The organism is Nocardia sp. CA-084685, from assembly GCF_050955785.1.
Taxonomy (GTDB): Bacteria; Actinomycetota; Actinomycetes; order Mycobacteriales; family Mycobacteriaceae; genus Nocardia.
In genome coordinates this window covers 8,160,817-8,187,283 of the sequence record NZ_CP192094.1, presented here as the reverse complement: position 1 = coordinate 8,187,283, position 26,467 = coordinate 8,160,817, and the positions used below count along the sequence as shown (strand labels likewise).

Below are 26,467 nucleotides of genomic sequence, written 5' to 3'. Positions count from 1 at the left end.
AAGCCAAGCAGATCGTCGTCGAACTCGACGGCCGGGTGTGGTGCCGGGATGTCGCGCAGGACCCCGCAACCGTCTCCCGCGACATCGATGGCGATATCGGCCAGCGCGGAGGTGTCGAGCGTCAGCGGACCGTGGCCATGGCCCTGGCGCGCGAGGGGGTCCAACTCGAGGAACTGGCGGCCGATGCGCGCGCCGGAGGGCGGGTGCTCGCCGGGTTGTGGGCACGGTTGGACGTCGGCGAGCGGGCGGCGTTCGTGGCGATGCATCCGGGCATCGTGCTGCTGGCCGAAGCGCTTGCCGACGATGTTCGCGCGGATGCGTGTGCGGTGTGGTTGGAGTGGGCACAGGGCGAGCTGGCCGCGGCGCAGGAGTTCGACACCCCGGAGAACCAGGCGGCGGATCCGGACGCCGATGATGCGAACAGCGAACGAATCGCGACGCTGCAGGGCCAGATCGAGATGGTCGAGAACATGGCGGCCGAGTTGTCCGCCCCCGCCGGCGGCTTCTCCGCGCACGATCGGCAGCGGACGGCTTCGAGACGCGAGCGTGCCTGGGTGGTGGCAAGGCGCGGGCAGGACAATCGCGCGCTGCTGGACGCGGCGTTGGAGCGGCTGGATGTGGCGATCGATGATCCGGCGTCGGCCGAGGCCGGCGTGGTCGTCCAGCTGTGGCAGCAGTTGAATGTCGATGAGCGAGAGGCATTCATAGCGGCCTACCCGGATGCGGTCATGGGGGCGCAGGGGCTGGCGGCCGATGTGCGCGAGCTCGCCTGCTTTGTTGTGCTGGAACGGAAGCGGGCCGAGCTCGCGCGGGAGCGGAATAACCCCGACGCCGATCCCGCACAGCTCACGGTGCTGCTGACCGAGATCGACGCGGTGGCGAATCTGGCGGCGGAGTTGGCGGGGGAGACCCGTGTCGCGGCTGTAGTCGGGGATGGAGATGTACCGAAGCCCGCCAGAGACTCCGCTGAATCCGGTGCGGCCGTTGACAATAGGCCGCTTCGGGGCGAGCCCGGGAACGGTGAGCCGGAGCCCGCGGTGTTGTCGCTGCCGGAGCATATCGAGACGTCGCAGCTGCAGGACGGGCTGTCCGATCTGGTCGGCTATCACGTTGCGCGCCAAGAGCTGTCGGAGGCCGCGGGCGAGGTGCGCGCGGCGCGTGAGCTGGATGAGTCCAGCTACGAAGACGGAATGGCGGATCGCCCCGAGGACGACGGCCCGGGTCCGGAGGAGCGGCGGGTGCGAGCGACCGCCGAGGCGGCGGTGGCGCGGCTCCAAGCCGCTCAACAGCGCGTCGACGCCTTCTTCGATCTGCTCGGAGCCGATCTGGCGCAAGGGATTCCGGCGCAGCAGCGACAGTGGCTACACAACTTCGCCGCCACGGTGGCGCAGTGGCGCGCCATCGATGACGAGATGGCGGATGCGGATTCTTACGCCGAGGGCCACGAGGCGTTGGCGCAGCGCCACGAGGCGGCTACTCGCCGGCTGCACGCCGCCGCGCAGCGCTTGGCCACCGTTGCCGAATTGCGCCCGGTCGCCGAGCTGGACGGCGGTTGGGGTCCGGTCGATTTGTCCGGCGAGGCCCTGTCCGGAATCGCCACGACCGCAGCCGATTCCACCGAACCGGTCGACCACTTCGCCGTCGATTTCGACACGATCGTCGGAGTCACCGACAAGGGCGCGAACGCGGACGAGCCGCACAACCAGGACTGGATGGAATCGGTGGTGGTCCACACCCCGAACGGGCCGGTCCGGATCTCGGTGGTGTGTGACGGCGTGGGATCGACGACCGACGGTCACCGTGCCGCACGGGTCGCCGCCGAGGCCGCCCGCGCACATCTGGCAGGCTTCGCGGCCCAGAACCAGGGCATGTTCACCGCGGAGGACGCCGATCAGGCGATGCGGGAAGCCATCGACGCCGCGCAGGCCGCGGTGGTGCACTTGAGCGAAACGGAATACGCCGACGCCCGCAAACCGCCGCGCACCACGATTGCCGCGGTGATGGCCACGCCGGAACGCGACGGCCGGCCGGGCCGGTACACGGCGGGTGGGGTCGGTGACACCCGAGTGCTCAGGCTGCGCGCCGACGGCCGGTCGGAGGCAGTGACCACGGACCACACCATGGCGGGGTACCTCCAGAAGACAGAGGAGGAGCTGCCACCCGAGGATCGCACTTCCCAGCGCGAGCTGCTCCGGGACCCGGAAGCCCATGGGATCATGCATTCGCTCGGCGTGGATGCCGGTCCGCCCGCGCCCGACGATGCGGTGTTCTCGGAGTACATCTTCCAGGGCACATTGTCGGCCGACGACGTCATGGTGATCTGCACCGACGGTCTGTGGAATACCAACCCCGAGGCCGACGAGATGGCCGTCTTCCTCGATGCCGGACGCGATACCGATCTGCTGCGGATGCGGACCCGGATGCTGAACCGGGCACTGCTCAACGGCGGAGCAGACCACACCACTGTGACGTTGATATCCGGCGCTCCCGCGGAGTCGACGCCCCGGCTGCTGCCCCCGCCGCCCATGGGCATTCCGGTCGGGTTCAGGCGCCACTACCGGGTCCTGGCCGACGAATACCAGCGCGCTCGCGCCGAGTTGTGGCGGCTCGCCGCGCAGACGGGGGCGAATCCGGAACTCGTGGCGTCGCGGGACGGGTTCCTCGGCGAAATACATCGCCTGGGCGACGATCCGGCCGTGGACCGGTTGGAGTCCGCGGCGCGGCATTTCCACGCGTTCCTCGAGCGGTTGGGTGAGCTCGGGCGGTGGCTCGACCGGGTCGAGGGCCGGGCACCGGCGCAGTGGACCGCCGATGATGCGGAATACCTTGCCACACTGTCGGTTTGGTCGGTGACGCTGCAGGAGTTGTGGGAGGCGACGCAGACCGCTGTCGACGAAGCATGGGCGGACGGGAATTCCGGCCAGGTGGCGGTGTTGCGCGAATTGCCCAACCCGGGCCTTGCCCCGGCCGTGGGCGATCGGGATGTGGTGGCCGCCACGCAGCGTTATACGGACGCGTTGGACGAAGTCCGCCGGACCGTGCGGCAACTCGATGACACTCGTTCGCGCGACGGGAGTGTGGAGATCCCGGCTGCGTTGCGGCGCGGGTACCGGGCGCTGGTCGCCGAACAGTGGAATGCGCAGGAGATCCTGGGCGAGCTGAGAGGATCGTTGCCGATCGCCGTCCAGCAGCTGGTGGGCGTCGAGGACCTGATGAGCGACGACTACCACAGCACACTCGGCGCGTTGCAGCAGATTGCGGCAGCGGAATTCGTCGACCGGGATGCGCTGCAAATCACCGTCGACTGGTTGGTCCACGCCACGCGGCGATTCCACCGGGCCGGCGACCGGATAGCGGCACTGGAACGGTTCGTCCGAACACATGGTGACGGGCTGGGGTCGGTGAATGCCCAGCCGCGACCACTGGTGGCCGCGGAGGTCTTGGCCGCGGAGGCCGCGCTCACCGATGAACAGCGTGCCGAGCAGCGCGCGCAGGCCGTGCGCCGGTGGCGGGCCATCCTGATGTTCGCCCGCGAACCCGCCGATTTCCAGGTCATGTGGGATATGACCGATCACCTGACCAGGCGGGCGCTGATCCAGCACCTGCCCGAGGCGCTGGCTCGCACCGAGGGGCTCCCCCGCGAAGTGCGCGACGAAGCCGCGAGGCTGAGCTTGCATCGCGAGCGGGAAACGTTGCGGCAGCGGGCCGATGCGGAGGCGAACCGGTCGGCACGAGCGAACTTCCAGGCGAATCTGGTGAACGCAGCGGAGCGGTGGGCGGCGCAGGTGCCGGGGCATCCGGTGGTGCAGATGACCGGCCGCGCCGGAACGCTGCTGGTGATCGGCGATCTGCACGCCGCGCAGGAGATCCGCTTCCACGCGGTGGACCAGAACGGCCGGGACACGGAGGGGACCGTGATGCAGGCGACGGCCGCCGCGGTCGAGGGTGTCGCGGCATCGCGACGGCCAGCCGCCGCGGTGGTGTGGATCGGTGCGGACGGTGCCGCCTTGGCCGCCGAGGTTGCCGGAATAGTGAAAGAACTTGCCGACAACGGACTTTCGGTGCCGGATATGGTGCTGGTGGGGCATGAGGACGTGGCCCCCGCGCGGGGCCCGCACGTCGATGGCATGCCACAGGCCGATCCGGATCTGGTGTTGCACGCGTGGGATGACGCGGCACTGGCCGAACATCGGGACCGGATCGATGTCGACGCGCCGGAGCCGGGCGTGGTGCGCTGGGAACTGTCGCATCGGGTGGAAGGCGTTGCCAACGATTGTGGCCAGGTAGCCGGCGAGGCCGGGTTGGGGCGGATACTGGCCGGCCTGGACGACAATCCCGCTGCCGATCCCGACGTGATCGACGAGCTGCGCCATCGGCTGTCGATGCTGCGGCTGTTCGGAGTGCCGGAGAATGGTCTGAGCGGTCCCTTGCTCGCCCAATTGCTCGGCGCCGGTTGGCATCCGGACGGATTCGCGGATTTCGACGCGATGGCCGCCGCGGTGCCCGAGGGCGGGGTGATGATCGGGGCGGTGGCGTTCGACGGCTTCCAGCAGCGGGGGGCGGTCGGTGCGCACGCGGTGATGCTCTTCCGGGAGAACGGCCGGGTCATGGTGCAGGACGGGACGGGGCCCGCGGTCACCTTCGAGTCGTGGCGGGCGGGACTGTCCGGTGTGATCGGATGGCACGGCATCGTCATCAACGCCGACGGGTCACCGGCCGTCGCACATGACGGCCGGGCGCCTGGGATGGCCGGCGTCGCATATCCGGTCGCGAACATCGGTGCGCGGCCGGAAGCCGTCGCCCCCCTTGGTGTTCCTTTCGACAATTCACCACCTGGGCCGGAACGTACGCGGACTCTGTTGCAGGAGACGCTGGACGACATCACAGCGCGCCGGGACGACGCCGGCCGGCAGATGGCCGCCGCGATCGACGCGCTGAACGCGGATGGTGTCGTCAGGGTGGACAATGCTTCGCGGGTGGCGCTGCAGTCGCAGGACTACGCCGGTGAACTCGAGCGTCTGCAGGCGTTGGCGCCCGATTCGCCGGACGCCGAGTTGCCCACCCCGCCGCCGCGCAGCCCGCTACCCGGATGGCACGAGCTGGTCGTGCACACCAACCACTACCACGAGCTGGACGGCATGGCCGCCCAGACGAAGGTGCTACTCCACGAGATGGGGAAGAAGCATCCCGGCGAGGCGAGGGACGGCAGGCGCAAGACAGACGAACAGCGACACCATTCGCCGGAGTGGCTCGCCGCGGCCGGGCGCTATGCCGCCGCGTTGCCGGCCTGGTCCGACGCGGTGCAGGATGTGCGCGACGCGGTGCTCGGCCGGGTCGACCCGGCGCAGGGACGCGCCCTCATCCGCCGGGTGAGCGCCGCGATCGATCCGCTGCAGGCGACATGGGCGCAACTCGCCAGGGAAACCCTGGATCTAGGATCGGTTGTCGGGGTGAGTGATCGGGGCCCGGAGTACCACGGCAATCAGGATGCGATGGCGGCCGAGGTCGTCATGGTCGGCGGCAGGCCGATCCGATTCGCGATCGTCTCCGACGGGGTGTCGGTATCGGTGGATGGCGAGCGCGCCGCATCCGTGGCAGTTACGGCGGCCCGCAAGAGCCTGCGCGAGGCGTTGCGATCGCACACCGGGTACAAACCGATCACCGATGAGCAGCGCCGGCAGATGGTCGCCGATGCCATCGCTGCCGCCCAAGCCGCCGTCATGAAACTGACCGACGATGAATACGCCGGTATCCGCGATCAGGCCCTCGCGGATCTCGACAACGGCGCGGACCCGCAGGCGATCAAGCGGCCGCCGCAGGCCACCATCGCAGTGGTACTGGTGGACCCCGGTCAGGACGGGGAGCCAGGTAAGTACACAGCGGGCTGGGTCGGTGACAGCCGCGTCGACGTGCTGGACCCGACCGACCCGAGCAGGTCGCGGACGGTGACCTTCGACCATACGCGGGTCGGCATGGACATGCTTTACGACGCGGTCGACGCAGCAGCGGTGATCGATCTCGGGAAGTCGAATGCCCAACTGGTCGAAGAGGTTTCGCAGGTTATCGGCGAGGCGGCGAAGAGCCGCGGCGCACTGATGAACGTGCTCGGGCTGGGCCTGCAGAACGCGGCCGGCTACGGCGCTCGTGGTGGCCCGCCGGTGAAAGGTGAACAGCGCCACTACCGTTACCTCACCGACGGCGAGGTTGCCGCGCACGAAGTCGTGCTCGTGCGCTCCGACGGCTTCGGCGGTGAGAACCGCCAGGCACAGGCGTTCGCCCGCGCCCTCGCCGCGCACCACGGTGACCTGACCGCCGCACTCCACACGCTGGCGGACACCGAACTCGACGACGGCACAAAGGACAATGCCACCGGTATCGCGGTACTGGGCGCCCCGCACGAACCCACGGATGCGCCCGTTCCGAGGGAGCAGTTGCACGAGGGACTGCAGACTCTGCGCGACTATCACCGGGCGCGACGTGCGATGGAGGCGGCCGCCGCGGACCTTTCGCAGGCACGCAAAGATGATGCGGAGGCACGTGAGCGTGCCGCGGAGCCGGGACATCCCGTCGACCCCAACCCGCGGGGCCCGGCGGAGCTGGCGGCCATCCCGGCGATGCGGCGCGCGGTGCAACGCTTCAGGCAGCAGGAACAGCAAGTCGGCGCCTTCGCCGACCAGCTGGGTGCGCTGCAGAACGAGCCGCTGTCGCCGCGACAGCGTCATGCGCTCGTGCGGTACGGGGCCGCCGTGGAGGAATGGCACGTCTGGTTCGAGGCGTTTCGGCGGAACGAAACAGCCCGGGAGGATCGGAAGGGGCCGAAGTGGTCTCCGATCTTGCACGGTGAGGAGGCTGACGTCTGGCGGCACTACATGGCTGCCAAGGACTCGGTCACCGAGACCATCCGGCTGCTGGCCGCAGACCTCGCACTGCGGCCGCTCGCGGAACTACGTGGTCTCTGGACGGGCGGAGTCAATCTGGATGATGTTCCTGCGCAACGTTTTTCAGTGGGAAATGACGGCACCGCGATCGATCGTGTCGAGCTCGATCTCGGTTCGGTCGTGGGGGTCAGCGAGCTCGGTGCGAGGAAATCTCGCAACGAGGACAGCATCGCCGCCGCGGTGGTGCAGACCCCTTATGGGCCGGTGCGGATCGCGATCGTGTGTGACGGCGTGTCCTTGTCGACGGACGCGCACCGCGCCGCCGAGGTAGCCGCGGCGGCGGCCCGCGCTCACCTGGAGGAATTCGCGCGCGGGCTCCCTGCGGGACTGTCGGATGACGAGGTCCAGCGGCGGATGCGCGATGCGATGCGAGCGGCGATCGATGCCGCCCAGGCAGCGGTGGTCGCGATGTCGGATCGCGACTATCCGGATGATGACCACCCGCCGGCCAGCACGATCGCGGCGGTCATGGTGATGCCGGGCCGGAATGGGCGCCCGGGCCACCAGGTCAGCGGCTGGGTGGGTGACAGCCAAGTTCAGCAGGCGCATGCGGACGGCACCGCGGAGCTGCTCACGACCGACCACACGAGGCTGAATTGGTATCGGCTGCAAGGCATGTCCGATGAGGAGGCGCGTCGCAAGGAGGACCGCCACAAGATCACCTTCGCGCTCGGCCGTCGCAATGGGCCGCCGCCGGAGAATATGCGAGAGCACCCGCTGGGAACCTACATCCAGTCCGGTCCGGTGTCGGCGACCGATGTCATCTACGTCGACACCGACGGGATCAGGTTGCTGGATCCCGAGAATCCGTTCGAGCTGGGACGGCTGCAGGACAACGGCCGTAATGGTGACTTGCGGTCGATGGTCGACTGGCTACTCCACCGTGCGCTGCTCATCGGCGGCTACGACAATGTCTCGGTGTTCGCGGTGTCGTGCGCGGAGTCCGAACCGCTGCCCCGCAGGCTGCCGGCACCGCGCGACAGGGTTCCCGCCGATGTGCGTGGGCACTATCAGCGTCTGGTCGACGACTACGACCGCGCCTGGTCACGGCTGCGCGAGCTGGTCGAGCGGCAACCGAGTGTGAGTCTGCACCATCTGGCTGTACCGGACCGGGTCGCCGACGAAATCCGGTTCGCCCACGAAACCATCACGGCCGTGGGCGCGAATGTACCGATCCTGCTGGACATTGCGACCAAGCACTTGCACCAATTGGGTGAAGGGCTCCTGGAATTCGGGCAGTGGTTCCACGAGATCAGCGACCGGTCCGAATCCCGGTGGACCGATGACGAGACGAATTATGTTGCCGCGATGGCGGATTGGTCCGCCGCCGTGCATCGGGCACAGGACGCCGAAGCGGCGAATTTCCGGTACCGGGAACATCCCGAGATCACCGCGGCGCACCGTGATCTCGCCGCCGCCGAGGCCGGCGTCCGATGGGCGAAGTGGACTCTCACCGATACCTACTCCCGTGATGGGTCGCTGGAGATCCCACCCGGCCTGCGCGTCGGATATCGCGCACTGACAGCCGAACTGCGCAGTGCCGGGCAGGCGGTGAGCGACATGCTCGGACAGTTGCCCGCTGCTGTCGTCGATGAACTGTCGGTCTCCGACTCGGAGCTGACGGGTGACAACTACCACGACGCCCTGGCCAGAGTTCGGCAATCTCTGGCCGAACTCGACCCCGATACGGATCCGGCTCGACGGTTGCAGTGGGTGATCGCCTCGACCGAGCGGTATCACAGCACCCGTGGCCGGATCGATGCCTTGGAACGTCGCATCTCGGAGCACGGACAGGGGGTGGATTCCGTTCGTGCGCAGCCGCGTCCGGCGCTGGCCGAAGACACGGGATACACCCAGGCGCAGGCGAATCGAGCGGCGGATCGGTGGCGCGATATCCGGTCGTGGGCGGAATCGGCAGACGATTACGCGATCGCTTGGGAGTGGACTGATCCGGGCCATGCCGATGGTACGAACAAGCAGTTCGGCGGCACGCGAGAGGCGATGATCCTGGCGACGCCCGAAGAGGTCGTCGTCACCGAGGGATTCCCGCGCGCGGCGCGCGACGAGGCGATGCGGGTGCTATTGCGCCGCAACCGGAATCAATTGCCCGCAACGGAGGATCTCACCCCCGAACAGCACGAACGATCGGCGTTGCTGACTGCCAGGGCCGATCTGCTGGCCGCCGCCGAAAGGTGGGCCGCGCAGGTGCCGGGGCATCCTGCGGTGCAGATGGTCGGCATCACCGGCACGGTGCTGGTGATCGGTGATCCGGACACTGCGGCACATATGAGTGTCCATGCGGTGGACGCGAATTCGGGCTCCCCGGAGGAGGCGCTGCGTCGGGCCACTGCCGCGGCGGTGAGCGCGGCCGCCTCATCCGAACAGCCGGCCGCGGCGGTGGTGTGCATCGGGCCGGCCACGACCTTGGCGCAATCGGTAGCCGGGCTATTGGACGCCCGGCCCGGCGCCGGATCTCCGGAATCGACGGTGCGGTTGGTCGGCTACCACGACGATGCCGCCGCCGCTGGCTTCGTGGAGGACGTCCGCGCCGATGACGCATTGGCCGGTCACCGCGACCGGATCCGGACCGAGCACCCGGACCAGGCTGTCCTGGCATGGCTGCCTTCGCATCGCGTGGAAGGTGTCGCCAACGACTGTTTCCCGCAGGCGGCTCGAGGTGCCTTGCGGCGTGCGCTGGCGGCACGATTGCGCATTCCGGGCGTGGATCCCGACACCGATTCGGTGGTGGCCGATCTGCGCAACCGGCTCCGGATGCTGGAGTTGATGTCCGCACCCGAGTTCGGGGTATCCGGCGACCACGGCGCGATGCTGGTGGGCGCGGCCTGGAATCGGATCCCGTTCGCGGATTTCGATGCGATGGCTGACGCGTTGCCCGACGAGGGCATGGTGATGATCGCGGCGGTGGCGTTCGAAGGCTTCCAGCAGCAGGGTGTCGTCGGTGCGCACGCGGTGGAGATCTACCGGGAGCACGGCCGGGTTATGGTGCGCGACGGAAATCGAGCGCCGGTCGATTTCGAGATCTGGCGCGAGCAGCAGGTCGGTGTGGCCGGGCTGCACGGCATCGTCTTCAAAGCCGATGGGACCGCGGCGGTTCCGCTCGTGGACAACAACAGCCACGGTGTCGCGGGTATGGCGTTCCCGATCGCGAATATGGGTAGGGCACAGATGCCCCGTGCGCCGAACGCCGCGTTCGGGCCCGGTGGAGGCGACTTCGGGGCCGGTGGAGGCGGCTCGGGGCCCGGTGGAGGCGACTTCGGCCCTGGTACGGGCAGCCTCGGGCCGCGGCTCATCCGGCTGCTGGATGAACCCCGTACCGTGGTGCCGGATTTGGCGCGCATCGTGCACGCGCAGATGATGGCCCACCGGTTGGACATGATCGTCCAGGACACCTGGTTGGACCCGAGGAACGTGCTGAAGCCGACTTCCGCGGCGCGCACGGCGTGGGACTCCCAGTTCGCCACAGCCCGTGAGCGGTTGGCCGAGTTGCTGCGGGTGTCACGCTCAGTGCTGGCCGATGACGTATTGGTTGCCCAGGAACTGGCGGACCTGCGAGACCGGACCGATAAATCGGCGGAACTCGCGGCAGCCGAGCAGGAATTCCGCTGGCGTTACGACACCACGCGTATTCTGCGGCGGATCGACCGGATTCGGATGCGAGCCGGGCAGATCACGCAGTTGCAGCAACAGTTGCGCGACGCCGCAGCTCGAGTTCGCAACGGCGGTGCCACCGACGAATATCGCCGGTTGGTATCCCAGCTGGCCCGGCTCGATGAACTCGCTGGAGACCGGGAACGGCTCGATGCGGATCCGGTGCTGGCGCACCCGCACCGGAGCCGAGCGGAACAGACCAGGCTGGAGACCGATCTCCGCGATTCCTACGACCGCACCGCCATGCTGTTGAACGCTCTGCTGGGTGGCGATATCCCGCCGACCCATATGCGCCGTGCCCAGTTGGTGGAACTCGCAGAGCACCCCCCAGAGCCCGGTGATCATTCGATCGAACGCGCCAGGCTGGCAAGCGAATTCCTCGAGGTACGCGACGAGCTCGAACGGAATCTGGACCTCGACGAGCACGCCACCACTGCACGGACACTCGACGAACTACTCGACAGCGGCCTGGCGGAGGCAGTGCGCGATCACGACCGAACACCGGTCACGCGGCGCGGTGCACTCGGCCCGGAACTGGTTCGCATCAGCCGTGCGGACGCCGCGGTCCGGGTGCGGTATCGGCAGGACGCGCCGGCAGCGAACGTGAACACGGACTTCGCCGCGATCAGCAGGGCGCGGCACCAGGCCGCCGGTGAGCGGATCGCCCGCCTCGAAGCGTTGTCCTCGGCCATACGTCAGGTCGGAATCGAGAATGACCGCGCGCGCGTGAAATTCGCCGATCTGTTGCGTACCGCGCACGCCGATCGGTCGGATGAACTCGGCCGAATCATCGGTACCGAGGACCGGACGAGTGAACTGACCCGAATCATCGGTACCAAGGACCGGACGAGTGCGATCTGGGCCCGTGAGCTGCGGGCGGCCGCGGAATTGTTCGCCGTGTCCACATGGGATTCGGAGCAACTGTGGCTGTCGCGCATCGTGCTCGAACTCGCCGACGCCGCCGAGGCGTGCGCGGCCGCCGCCCGGCGGGTCGCCACCCTGGAAAGCCACACCGAACTACTCGAACAGACCGCCTGGACGCTGCGTCAAGCCGAGGAACTCGCCGCACAGGCGCAGTCCGGCGATCACGAAGCAGCGGCCGTTCGCCGCCGTGAATTGACCGCGCAGGTAACGGAATTCGAGACGGCGCTGGCCGAGGCGCTGGACCGGGCCGCTGCCGATATCGACCACATCCTCGCCAACTCGCCGGAAGGCAGTGGCGGTGTGGTCACCGGCCCAACCGATGGGGTGCGCCGGTCCCCGGCACACGCGCGCCCGGTCGGCGATGCCGGCCGCACGCCACGCCCGCCGGTCGGCGGCGGCCGCGGTAGACACCGGCGTGAACCCGGTCGCCATGCCAAGCTGCCCGATGGCCCGGCTGTCGACGGCCTCACGATGCCGCGGCGCCCCACCAAGCCCCAGGCGCGGCACCTGCTCGGTGGAGTTCCGCAGGTATGCGTAGCGGAGAGCATGTCGTTCGGCGCGAATGTACTCGGCCTGCCGGTACAACCCCCGTCCATGCAGGACGGCTTGATGCAACTGCAGGGCACGAGCCCGAAAGATGCGGCGCTGGCGGCGAATGCCAAATGGTATCCGGGCGGGTTCTCCTCGCTCGATGAGATGTACGTGATCGCGGCACAGGGCGGCACGGTCTTCGGCGCGGTCGACTTCGGTGACATCGGTGCGCACATGTTCGTCGTGTACCAGGGCAGTGACGGCGAAGTCCGAGTGCACGAACTGGTCGCCGAACTCGATGGCGAGGTGACCGTCAACCGGGTCGACGATGTGCGGTTCGACGAGTGGGACAAGCCCGAAGGTCCCTTGTACGGCATCGCTTTCGGCAAAGACAAGCAACCGCTGCACAAGCTGGAGCAGGGTGAAATACCGCCCGACAACCCAGGCGTGGACCATCCGCGACGCAACCTCGGCCGGCGTTTCGAGTCCGAAGGCCCCGACAAGGAAGGCCCCCGCAACGAAGGCCTGGACGACTCGACGCCACCGGAACTTCCGGCCGATCCCGGTGCGGTGGGTGTCGGGCCGGTGCTGGCGCGACTGCGGTGGCAGCTCGGAAATGGTGTCGTGGCCTACCGCCACCCCGATACCGGTGAGTTGATCACCCCGCCGGGCTCGATCTCCGCACACGAACTGGCTCAGTGCGCGCAGCACACACTCCGTGATATCGCCGCTTACTACGGGCTTTCGATCGAAGACCTGTTGTCGGCGCTGGGTGAGCAGGAGCGTCCCCTGGCCGGATCGCTCATCAGCCAAGTCGAGGCGGCGCTGCCGCAGTTGCCGGTGGAAGGGCAGACCCGTTCCGACGATGACGAGCCCCTGCGGGCGCAGCATGTGGCCGATCTCGCCACGGTGGAAAGGATGTTGCGCGAGTGGGCCATTCAGCGCGAAGGGCAGCAGGCCGGGAGCGGCGATCGAGTCGGTGTCGTGGTCTTCGTTCCGAACCTGGGTGGCGATGACCGGCACGGCGGGCTCGGCCACACCTTCTGGCTGACCAGGTCGGTGGACGAGCACGGTGAGGTACACGTCGAGCGCCGGGACCTCGGCCTGCTGGTGCATCAGCCGGATCTCGTTGTGTCCCCAGACGAACAGGGGCAACCGGTACTCGTCCTGTTCCTGGACGACCAGGGCAGAGCGTGCCGGGTGGCCGATGGTGACCGGGCGCCGCGGGTACGTACCGACGACGAGAACTACCGGGTCGGTAAGGATTTCGACGAAGACGGTCGACCGCTGCGCGGGCCGGAGCCGAATGAGCAGGGACAGTCGCCTGCCGCGGCTGCCGTGTCGGCGTTCGGTCCGGACTTGGAACGGCTGCGTGCGCTTGCCCGTGAATGGCAGCGGGAGGCACAGCAGCGGATTGCGGACCGGTTCCAGGACGAGGACCGGGCGGCAGCGCTGCTGGCGGAGGGGGAGTCTCCCGAACGCGACGACGTGCTGCTCCGGTGCCGCGAAGCACAACAGAGGCTGAATGCGTTGGTCGACGCGGCGCCGCTGAGCGAGGAACAGCGCGCGAATTTCCGGCTGCCCGCAGATCTCGATGACGGCGTGTCGGTGGTACGGGTCTTGGCGAATCTGGCGCAGTGGACCGATAAGCCGCTCGAAGTGGTGCGGGTCGAAGAGACGTTCCATCACGCGTTCGAGCCGATGCGCTGGGTCGACGATGCTCGCACCTTCGCGACGTGGGAGCGTCGGATGGACGAACTGGGCATCCTTATGCAGTTCTTCCACAGTCGCCGTGGAGATTCGGGATCTTCCGAAGCGGAGTACGCCGCGCGGGCCGCCATGCTGGCGCGCCTCGATGACCGGGCTGCGGAGGTGCTGGCGGCGGCACGGCCGTTGGGCATGCCGATGGCTTTCGGACAACCGGTCAACCTGGATTACTGGGGTGTGACAGAGGAAGATCTGCAGGCGGGTGTGACGACGCGCAAGCGTGCCGAGCTGTACGAGCAGCGTGACCGGACCGAGCGACACCTTGCCCGGCTTCTCGGCCGGGATACCGCGCCGACCACCGCCGAGCCCGAGCAGCTCGACATTCCGCAGGCTCGGGAAGCGCTGCTGTGGTCCGCTGAACTGCGGGCTTTGACCGAGGCTCTCGACCGGCGCGAGGACCGGCTGAACAATATTCGCGCGGCAAGAGATGCCTTCGATCGGGACCTGGCCACCGTGTGGGCCGAGATGACCTCGGACACACCGGAAGTCGTGACATTGGTCAATGCCGCGATGCGCGGTCCCGACGGTCCTGTCATGCGGTCCCTGTTGACGGCCGGTGAATACGCTCCGGCCGATCCCGAGGCTGCCCGCGCGGTCGGCCGCGGTGTGCTGAATCTGTGGCAATCCGCGGAGCGGGCCGGGGTGAGCGCGGAGCTGCTGCGCGCATATCCGCAGTTGTATCGCATGGTCGGGGTGGTGCCCGAGGATGCGTCGCACGCGCACGTCCGGGGCCGGCTCGCTGATCAGCTGATGGGGCTGCTGCAGGTGCCAGGGGAGACACTGAGCCCGGACGAGCAGCTCCTGCTGCCGAAATTGTGGGCCGCCGACAAGGCGTTGACCGCGGTGGTCGAGGCCGCTGAGAATGCCATACCCGACACCGGTACATCGGTGCGATTGCTCGCGGGCGAGATGCTCACCGACGGCGATTTCGACGAAGTCCCCGACGGGTATGCCGGCCGCTACCGCATCCAGGTCGCCGTGGGTGATGTGCGCAAAGCCCGGACTCTGATCCATTACCGGGCGGGAACCGCATCCGATACCGAGGAGATAGCACCCGTCGTGCACGAGGCGGGAGAGTTCCTGCGCCTGCGGCGGGCCGGCACCGATCCCGATTCTGTGGCGATGGTCTTGACCCTCGACTACGATTTCGCCGCCATTGCCCGCCCGCCGATGTCCTGGCACGAAATCGTGGTCGGGCGCGATAACGACGACTCCGCGCATTTCTCGCAGCAGGTGGCCGCGATGAACGCGGTCTACGAGGCCCGGTGGGGCGAGCCGCGCGCACAGGTGTTGCTCGTCGGCCGCCGTGATGCCGCCGACGTCGTCCGGCGTGCTGCCGGAATGGCGAGTATTGCCGAGGAGTACCACGGCGACGACATTCGTGAGTTGTGGGACCCGGCAGCGCAATCCGAACAGCACCGCAACGATGCCGCTCCGGCCGAAATCGAACAGCTGGTCCAGCGGTTGCGGACGCTCGGGCTCGAACCCGCTGTCCAACAGGTCGTTTCGGTGCTGCTCCGACCCGGGAGCAGTGCGCACGATCTGGTGAAGGTGGCCCAGGCCCACCCCGAGCTGATCGCGGGCCTTCCGGGCGCCTCGGCATTGGCCCGCTACATTGCCACATTGCCGGGATATGTTGCCGCCCTGGAGCAGAACCCCGAACTTCATGCCACGCTGCGCACCTTCTTCCGGGCGGCCGATCGGCTGCCCGGTTCGCCGGCGCCGGCGCTACTGGCCCAGGACGGTTCGGTAGTTGCGATCGGTGAATTCGCCGATGCGACCCATCTGGAGTTCACCGCATCGCTCGGCACCGACATCGGTAAGCACGCTTCGCTGCACTATGCCGTCGACAACCATCAGACGGCGCTGTCGGCTGTCGCCGAGGAGGAGTCCGCATCGGTCCGGTTGGCTTCGGTGGCGTATCACGGAGACAGCCTCCAGGAGCTCATCGATGCCGTCACCTCGGTGTGCGAAGCACATGTGGTACGGGTCAACCTGACGGAGAACGGGACCTTCCCTTTCATCAACATCAAGACTCTCGAGCCGGTGCCGGAGCCCGCGTTCCATCCTGGCTTGATCTGGCGGGCGATCGCCACGGCGCGCCAGCGTGTCTACACCGCGAACGCGGTGCAGCGGGCGGGCGACGACGCCGGACTGGATGGGCATGGGCTGCTGCTGTCGGCCGGCCCGGCGCGGGTGGAGCTACAGGGCCATTACCGGCAAACCCGCGACGAACTCGCCGGGCTGCTGGCCCGCGACCGGCTCGGCGCGAACGCCACGGCGGAGCAGATCGAGGAGCAGACGCAACGCTGGTCGCAGGTGTTGACCGATCCGCTGCTGGCGCGGCAGGAGCTTCTCGATCTCGACGACAACGAGCGCTGGCAGCTGGATGCGGAGAAGGTGCGGGCATCGACGGAATTCCGCCGCTACCTCGAACTGACCGAGCTGGTCGCCGGACTCGACCGTCTCGAATTCCGGATCCGTCAACTTCTACTGCTGGACAAGGGATTACGCGCAGCCGAGCGAGGTGCCCGCACCGAGCACGACGACACCGTCGACCGGCTGGCCGCGCGAGCCGAGCGCTTGGCCAACCTTTCGTACGATCTGGCCGTCGTCGAAAGCCGGCGTGGCACGTTGACCGATAATGAACGTGCGTTGCTGGCCAAGCACGACGTCGGCACCGATACGTTGCGGCGCAGCCGCAGTGCGGTGGCCGAGTGGGACCGGCGGGGGGAAATCGCCGTCGCCGAGTTCATCTTCACCGGTGATATGCAGACAGCATCGCGCGCTGGGGAGATGCGGCAACTTTCGTCCATCGCGGAACGGGAAGCCGAAAGCGACACCAGCGCGCAGCTGCTGAACAGGGTGTTCGACAACCTGCTTGCCGACCTGGTCGACGACGTCACCGCACCCACGCAACGGACCCAGCCGCCGGTGGCGCCCACCGACGGGGTGCGGTCGGCGCCGGTGCAGCCGCCGCCGGTCGACCCGGTCGCCGCGATGTTCGACGGTGCCGCCGAATGGTCCGGGTCGCTGACCGAGACACAGGAAATGCACCTGGCCGGTGTGCCGAAACTTTGTGCCGTCGATGCGATGTGGTTCGTCAAGGATGTGCTCCGCGTCGCTATCGACCCGCCGTCGATGTTCGACACCGCGATCCAGGCCAACGGCATGCTGCCCTCCGACATCGCGCGGCGCCTGAACACGAAGTGGAAAGAGAACGGCTTCGCCGATTTCGAAGAGATGCGGGCGCTGGCGGCCAGCGGCGACATCGTCCTCGGCACCGTCACTCACGGAGCGGCCGGGGCGCATATGTTCGTGATGTACAGCGCCGCGGACGGCACAGTGATGGTGCATGAGCGCAAGGGCCACGAAGTCATCGACGTTTCGTTTGCCAAGTGGGACAAGCCGGGTGGGAAGCTGCACGGCATTGTGCTCGGGCCGGCGGGGCAACGGCGTCACCGGCTGGAGGAGGGGGAGTCGCCGGGCGAAATCGGGCGAGATATGCCCGGTGTGGTGGACGCCGAGGGGCGGTCGGTCGAGGCGGCGGTTGCCGGGGACCCGGATGGGAATGACAAGTGGTCGCGCGAGCGTCGCGCGCTTGTCGATGCCGCCGTGCGCGCCGCGCGCCTGGGTGATGTGGCGGAGCTGGCCCCGGACGGGACTCGCGTCGATGTCGCCGCGACCCGGGCCAAGGCACGGGGAGCGGTCCTTTTCTGGGATCGCGTCACTGCCCAGTATGCGGATCTTGATGTCCGCGCGGCCTTCTCGGGCGGATACCCGGCGATCTTCGCTGCCGCCGAAGTTGTGCCGAGTCGGTTGCAGAACAGGAACAACCGGCTGGCGGCGGCGGGAGAACTCCTGCAGCTGGAGGCGATGGCACAACAGCGCGTCCTCGATGCCGCGGGCATGGTTCGGCTCGAGGAGCTGCGCGACATCAAGAAGGCGGTGGAGGCCGCCGACGCCCGCGGTAAGGCGATGGGCATGCCGGTGCACCTGGTGTCCTACGACGACGGGGCGCTGGTTATCGAATTCGGTGACCGCAAAGCCACTGCGCAACACCAGGTCTGGTTCGTCGCGCCGAATGCCGCCGACTCGGGCGGGCTGACCGCGCGGGTGCACGAGGCGGCCGACATCGCGCAGGTGGAGAACCAGCCGGATCGGGTCACGGCCACGGTCGCAGTGCTGCGCTACGGTGCGAAGGGGAATGCGGCGCCGACCATCCACGCGGTTGGCGAGAACCTGGTGCACCGAATCGTTTCGACCCAGGCGATCCATGAAGCACGTGGGCAGCTGCCGCCGACTGTCGAAGTCATCGGGCGCGGTGACGGCGTCCGGGTGTGGGATGTCATGGCCGATCGTGTGCCACAGGCCGGAACCCACTTCGATGATGTGATGGCCAGGACCCGGCAGTGGACGCGGGCGCTGCCCGGCAATCCGGCATTCGATATGCGCTGGGCCGAGCACACCACCTTCGCTACCATCGGCGATCCGCGCACCGCCGACCGGGTGGTGGTGCTGGCGAGCGGGCAGTCGGATGCGCTGTCGTGTCGTAGCGGTCTGCGGGACGCGATCGGTGTGTATGCCGAAGAACAGCGCGCGGATCCCGGCGGGACCGTGGCGGTAGTGGTGGCGCAGGCCACCGGCCCGGACCTGCTGGCCGCCGATCTCGCGAACCTCGCCGAACGGACCGCGGCCGGCCCGATCCGGCTGCACACCGAACGCGGTGACCGTGCCCTGGTACGGGCCGCACTGGCCGGCGAGCAGCTGGCCGAACACCGCACTGCCTTCACCCGGCCGGTGCCGCTCGGCGCCCAGCAGCGCACCCGCCGGATCGGCGAACGGGTTGCCGCTGCGCACCGCAGAATTGCCGGTGACAGGGCGACGCGGCGGTCGGCCGCCACGCCCCGCCGGGGCGTCGACGTAGACGGGCAGGTCCGTGCCGTCCGGGATGCACTGCCCACACGCAGCGCGAAGATCGATCTGGTCGAATCCGCGGTACATCGTGCTGAAATAGGCCGCGAGCTGGGACTGACGACCCAGCGCCAGTATTTGGAGTTGGTCGACCACCTCCTCGCGTTGCGCCGACAGGCGAAGGCGATCGAGAGCGGCCGCCGCAGGGCGCGCACTGACGACGATGCGCTCGAGGAGCTGATGCGGCGCGTCGCCGAATTCGACGCCCGGTCGGATCAGCTGCTGGAAATGGCCCGCGAATTCGATGTGCTTCCCGGCGACGCTGCCTGGGCCCCTGCCACCGACAGTCCTGCGATACCCGCGTTGGCGCAGATGGTCGAGCAGCAGCGCGTCGACCTGCGCGTCCGGACCGGGGGCGAGTCTGTCACTTTCGACGACATCGGTGAACAAGAACTGGGTCTCGGGCGTTTCCGCGGCGAGCGGCGCCTGAATGCCGAGCAGCTGGCGCTTCAGACGGGTATTCCGGAGTCGCAGCTCACCCCGGCGCGTGTGTCGCAGCTGGCGGCTCTCTTTGCCGCCCAGCACGATGCGCCCGAACGCACGAATCCGGCGAATGCGTGCCGCGACGCCGATACCGAGATCGCGAAGCGGGAAGCGATCCTCGAGATCTCCCGGCGGATGCGCCAGGTGCACGAACTGCGTGCGGCACAGGCGCGGGCGCGGGCCCGGATGGCGGTGATCGGCGAGCATCTCGGCCGCCTCGCGGAGCAGTATCAGCAGGATTTCACCGGCCACGACTTCCAGCTGCCCGCGGGCCCACTCCAGGTCGCCGAGCTGACCGCGGCTTACCGAGCCGCCAAGTCATACCGGCGGCGGAGCGCCGAAGCGGCGACGGTCGCCCGGATCAGGCTCGCACTGCAGCACATGATCCGGTACGCCGAGCAACGGGACGCCGCGGCCGCACAGCTGCGCGAATTGCTCGAGCGCACCGAGCGGCTCGGGGTGCTCGCCGGGGAACGGCTGCGTGTACAGGACGAGCTCTACCTGGCCACTGCTGCGGCCATCGGATCGCCCGCCGCCGATATCGCCGCCGCACAGCTGGCCCGCATCGATACGGCGCTGGACGCCGGATTCGGCGGGCGGCTCACCGCGCGGTTCACCGACGATCGTCCCGGGGACATGTCGGCCTACGAACATCCGGATACCGCGACCCGGAACCACCTGCGGGGAACGGATCTCGCCAGCGGCGAGCGGCTGGGCATGTGCCTGCCGGACGCGACCGATGCCGCCTATCGCAAACTAGGCAAGCAGCCACCGAAGCGACCGGTCGACCTGAGCGGCCTGGCGGGCACCGATGCCCGGCTGGCGCCGCAGTTCGTCGGATCCGATTGGGAAAAGGGCGGTTTCGCCTCGTTCCAGGCGCTGCACGACCGGGTTCGTGACACCGGGGACGTCGTCGTAGCGGTGCTGGGTTATCGCGGTTTCGACAAATCCGACGAGATCGGTTCGCACGCGGTCGCAGTGTACCTGGACGGCGACACGGTAATGGTGATCGATGGGAATACCGAGACCGAGTTCGACGAATGGGCGTCGCGTCAGCGGGGCGTGGACAGCCTCGCCGGTATGGCGCTGAAAGCCGACGGATCCCCGGCGACGCGGCTCGGTCCCGATGGCACCTCGCGGGCGATCGACGGCCTGGACTTCAAGAATGTCCGCATCGGTGCTCGCAGGGACGAGATACCCGGGTATGTTCCGCCGCGTCCGGGATTGCCGACCATCGACCGAGCCGCTGTCGAACTCGGTATTCGGTTGGGCCCGGACGTATTGCGCGAGAGGTGGCAGGGTCTGCTCCGGCGAGCCGACGCCGCGGTTGCCGGAGCCGAGGCCAATGGCGAATTCGGTGACGTGGATCCCGGTGAGCGGGTGCATGCGCGCCGCAGAATGCGCCTGAAGCAGATCGAACGGCGGTGGAATTCACTCGATCTCGCGGAACAGGACGCGATCCTGCACACCATCGCCGATGAGATGGCCGGTGAAGATATGCCGGATACGTTGCGCGACAAGGTGAATCGGCTGCGCCTGGTTTTCGAGCGCGACCGGTTGCGCACCGCAGAACCGACTGCCGAAAATGTGGCCCGGCTCGCGGAACTCGACGTGTGGGCCGACCGGCTGACCGTCGCCGAACGCTGGGTCGCGCACGTGTCCGGCGATCTGGCGGTGCGACTGCTGGTGTTCCCGCGGCCGGGTGAGCCGGGGATCCCGATGATGTCGGTCGGCAACATGGCCACGACACCGAAACTGTCCGTACACGTCCGCGACAGGACGATAACGGTGCCGAGGCTGCCGGTCCGCCGGGCGGATTTCTTCTTCGGACCGGGCTTCCAACTGCTCGAGCGCAGAAGGCCCTCGATCACCGATCCCGAACTGGCGCTGCTGATCGACGAGCTGACCGGCTTCTTCGGTGAAGTCGAGCCCGTCACGGTGGTACTGGCTTTCCCTGGCGGTGACGCCGCCACCCTGCGCCGGCAAGTCACAGACCTCATCGTGACCAGGGACGAAACCGCCGAACCCTTGCAGAATGTCCTGCTGAGGGCCGAAAGCAACGATGCCCTGACCCTCGCCTTCCGCGCCTTCGAACTGACCGCACCCTCCGCCGACCTCCCCGGAGTCGACGACGGCGTATTCGAAACCGATCACGGCGCTTTCGGAACCCCCGATGATTCGTTCGAAACCGCCGACGACTCGCCCGAAATCCCCGATGACCCATTCGCAATCCCCGACGACCCATTCGCAAGCGCACCCTTGTCCGGCAGCTACGGGGAGTTGCTATCGGTTCCGTGTGCTTTGTTCGCAAGCCAGCCCGTAGACCAGGTCTCGGCGCCGCCACCTGTCCAGCAGCGCGGGCTGAGCGCATCGGAGGCGGTGGAGTTCACTCTCGCGAACAGTTCCGCCGCGCGACCGGATGTGGTGTCAACCGCGCTGGCGTGGGCCGGAATGGGCAGTCTGCAAGAACTTCTGGTGCCCGAAGGCGCCGATCTCGCCGAGATAGGCCGCCGCGCCGAGGCCAACGCTCGGCTATGGCGCACCTGGCCGCCGTACGTGCACTACATCCTGGTGAAAGACCATCCGGACATCATCGCCAATGCTCCCGGACTGCCCCTCGAGGCCTGCGACATAGCCCAAGAGTCGGTCCGGTCCAAGCGGGTCGCTTCGCTGAATACGGACGAACCGCGGTCGGTTCGCCAGGGCTATCGGGACATCGACTTTGCGATGGACACGATGAAGCGCGAAGCGGTACCGCGGACGCTGTCGCAGCGTGTGGACCCCGACACCGGGGAAGTAGAGGTCACCGTGGCGTTCGGTGACCCGGACACCGCGACTCGGGTTCAGTGGGCGGTCTTCGACAATGCCGAGCTGCTGACGGGATTGCGCGCGGCGAACGACCTGTTCAACGGTTTCACCGACTCCGGCATGGGGCCCGGTACCGCGCTGATCGCGGTGGTTCGTGGCCATGGGGACACCCCGGTCGCCTCCCCCGAGGACCGGGCCGCCGCGGCCGCGCAACGGTTGGAACGCACGATCGCCGAGCGCAACGCCATGCGCCGAGCGCTGCATCCGTACGGCTTTGGACCGGCAAACCACCTCACCGGCACGTCACGCGCGGTGACCCAGGTGCGGATGGCGGGCGCCGCGACAGTCCAAATCGCTTCCGCCCCAACCGGATCACAACTCGAGATCCGGGGGAAGCTCGAGGCCGCGCGTACCGACCGCGCCGCAGCCGCCGAGCGAGTTGCCGAGTTGATGAGCCAGTTGCCGGTTGACAGGGAAACGGACCCGGCCGACCTCGAACCCGGCCGGGTGCTCGAGACGATTCGTCCGCTGCCCACGATCGCCACTGATCTGGACAACTTGGCAACTCTGGCCGATCTGTTCGACAACGCCTCGAAACTGGTGCTCGCGGATGCGCAGGTGCGTCGATTCGAGCGGTATCTCGAAGCCGCCGGTCCGCAGCGGATGCCTGGGATCGAGGTGGAATCGGAGCTACCGGCCGCGCAGGCGCGGCATTTGGTGCAGGGCATGCAGTTCCTCGCCCGCGTCGAGGGTTTGGCCGCCGAGATGACCGAGCTCGTGGACGAAGACGACCGCGCCCAGGTGACCGAGGCCCTGGGGCTGCCGTTGAGTATGGACGACCTGTCCGCCGATCGGCTGCGCGACGTGCTGACCAACCTGCTCGGACGGGCGCGGTCCGCCGACCACGTCGCGCGGATCGCCCAATTCATCGAGGAGATACCGGATTTCGTCATCGCGGGTGCCGAAATCGCACACTTGAAGTGGTGGGCCGGTAGCGAAGGTATCGCCTCCCTGTCCGACCAGGTGAGCGAGGCCAATACCGAACGAGCATTCCTGCGCCTGGACCTTGCCGCCTACAACGTGAACGCCGACACTGTGGATCCTGACGCGGTGCGGCGGGCGCGGGCGCGCCGCGCCGAGCTGCTACGGGACGTGGCCGCGCGTCTGAAGAAACCGACGTCGGCATTGAATGAGAAGTACCTGCGCAAGCACCTTCGCGGGCTGGAGCTGACCCCCGATCGAGACGGTACGACGGCCGCGCTCCGGCAATATCTGGACCAGGTGCGGGTGACCGCGGCGATCGACGCGTACGTGCGTGCGGGTCACCGCTACGACCGTCTGGTCGAGCAGGCCGGACGGCTCGAGACGCTGGCCCGCAAACTCGGTGCGGATCTCGACGCCGAGGCGCGTGCCGACGCCGACGCCGAAATGCATGTCCTCGCTGCGGAAATCATCGGGCAAGTCGAGTCGAGCGATCCGACCGCGGTCGTACCGGACTTCCCGGGACACGTGCCGCCGCCGATCTGCGCTCCCGTGGCGGTGCGGCGGTTCCTGGAATTCCGCGCGGAGCGCATCCGGCGCAACGGCGGTGAATTCGCGGTACCCGAGTCTGTGCTGCCGAATGTCGGCCTCGCCGGGGTGAACGAGGACGAGGTGGCGAAGGAGGCCGACGGCGACTGGCAACGGTTCGCGTCGTTGAATGAACTCATCGCCCACGTAAGTGCCCATGGTGGTGCGATCGCGGGTGCCATCACCTACCGCAACGGCCGCCGGGTCGGCGGGCACATGTTCGAGGTGGAAGTCGACGACGACGGCCATCTGCTGGTGCACGAGTGGGTAGATGGGCAGCGCAAGGTCTTCCGCGATGGCGCGGTGCGGGAGTGGCTGACCGAGCGCAACAAGCTGAATGTCTTGCGGGTGCACGGCATCGTCGCCGACGCCGACGGTAATGCCCTGATCCCGTTCGTGGAAGAAACGCGCTTCGCGGCCGAGGACGACACACCGAATGTCGCGCTCGCCGGGCTGGCGCGCGACGACCGTGGCCCGCCGGGTCCCGTCGAACGGGATCGGCAGAACCGGAGCGACCTCCGCGCAGAGGACGTCGCGCTCGACGGCAGCGACGATCGGTCGCGCCTGGCCGAGGTCGAAGCGGTAGTCGAGGTCCTGCGCGATGCCGATCGCGCGGCCATCCGGCGTGAATTCGACCCGGTACTCCTGCTGGACTACAGCCGTGGCGATCGGGTCGATGGCCGGGGCCGCATGGTGCTCGAATACGGTGACACCGCCACTGCGGACACGGTGATCGGCTTGGTGGCCCGCACGGAAACCGACCTGAATCGGCTGGCGAAAATGGCCGGATCGCTCGTCGGCTATACCGCCGACCAGCAAGCGCGCGGATCGGTCGCGGTCATTGCGGTGCTGCGCTACGACGACGATCTGCTCCCCGAAGGCCGGGCCCACCATACGGCCGATCTGATCGGCAGCGATGCGGACGCGCTGACCCTGGAGTTGTCGCAGCTGTATGAGCGTCGTGCAGCGTCCTCGCGCAGTGGGGCGGATCTCCCTGTGGTCGAGATCGGCGGCATCGGTGACGGTGTCGAAGTAGCGCGCCTGGTGCACGCCCGGCTGGCCGGGCCCGCCGATAACACGCCCGGCGGCAGTGTGCGCTACATCGAGCTGGCCGATGTTGCGCTCGACAGCAACGTGCGGGAAATGCCCACGGACGTCTTCGATCTGCCGAACTATGAGCCGCGGCTGCCGACGGAGATCACCGACGCCGTACTGGAGGATCTGGCCGCCGTCATCCGCGGTGCCGAAATGGATGCCGAACTGGGCGGCTTCGCCGAACCCGGTTACGCCGACGCCTGGATGCGGTGGCTGGCGGCGACGGTGACCCGGCAACAGGCCACCGGTGTGCGCGCCGAGGTGAGCCGGCTGCAGGCGTTGGTGGAGTGCCTGAACAGGCTCAACCGATTCACCGGCACGCTGCAGGAGACTTCGGCGCCCGGCTTCGAGTTCACTACCCGCCTGTTGGCGCTGCCGGTGCGGGAGGAGCCGCGCGCACGGTCCTTCGTGTCGACCGGAGTGGCCGTCCCCGAAGAGATCACGGTATTCGTCAACGCCGTCGAGTCCACTCCGGAAGCCTTGCGGGCGGGGTTGGACCGCACCCGCCGGGAGCTCGAAAAACAAGTGGGGGATGGGGAACTCGAGCCGCAATCGGTAGCTCTGTGGCAGGGCACCGATTCGGAAAGGCTGGCCGAGGACCTGGCCAAGCTGGCTGCGGCTCACCCCGATAATGTGCCGATTCGGCTGATCAGCACCGCAACCGGTGACCTCGAGCTGGTGCGTGCGGCCATGACCGACGCCCGAATGGTCCAGTACCAGGATCGGTTCGACGCCGACGCGGCCCCGCTGGTCGACGTTGACTTCTCCGATGTCGTGCGGGATCAGGACCCCGGCGAACCGGAGCAGCCTGCTTCCACACCGGCCGGCCAGCGGCCTGCCAACCCGGTCCGCGGCACGGTTGAGCCGCGACCCACGCTGCCCTCATTGCCCAGCGAACCGCGCCTGGTCGAGCGCGCGCATGCGTTGTGGCGCTCCCTTTTCGGCGATGCCACGGTGATCGACAGCGGCACCTTCCAGGAGCAGTGGAAGAAGGTGAGCCGGGACGACCGGTGGTTGGTGGTGGTGGGGGCGCCGGAGAAGCTCGCCGAGCAGCCGGGGGCCCCGGCGCGGTGGCGCGACCGCGCCAATCGGATGCTGCTCGCCCAGCGACTCGATTACCTGTCGACCCTGCAAGCGGCTGGCCGGATCGACGAAATCTCGGGCGGGATAATTGAACTGGAGCAGCTGTACGACCGCCTAGACGCTTTGGAAGTGGCTGCGGAGAACGCCGCGAGCCTGCCGGGCCACCCTCCCGTGTATGTGCTGTCGCTGGGCGTGGATATCCCGTCGCTGGGGCTGGTCGGTAGCGGGCGTCCGCACCGGATGATCGCGGCCTACAACGATCCGGATACCGCGAGTGGGATCACGGTCACCGTGGCGGGCGAGTTGCCATCGGTTCCGGCGCGCCCGGACATGGTGTCGCCGATCGACGCCATGGAGGTCGCCGCGGCGGCATTCGATCCGAGCGGAACACAGGCCTCGGTTGCCTACATCGGTGCGAATGTCGGTGCGGTGCAAGCAGGTTCGGAGCTGGCTCTCGACCTGGAAGACATGACGGTGGTTCAGCGCCACCACCGACCGGCCAGCGGTCTGGCCCGGGTCGAGGTGCGGGCGATGCCCGCTGGAGCGAGTATCGCCGACTTCGCGCAAACGTATGCAGACCTGTTGTCGGACGAAGCCGAGGCTCTGCTCGAGTGGGAACAGTCCGG

Annotated in this window: 1 protein-coding gene (cut by both window edges); it reads left to right on the top strand. The window is 68.0% G+C overall.

The whole window is internal to a LacI family DNA-binding transcriptional regulator gene (locus ACQP2U_RS36125) on the top strand: the coding sequence, 100,644 nt in all, runs 6,598 nt past the left edge and 67,579 nt past the right edge, and what appears here is coding positions 6,599–33,065, spanning codon 2,200 (partial) through codon 11,022 (partial); the first codon wholly inside the window starts at position 3. Both the start codon and the stop codon lie outside the window.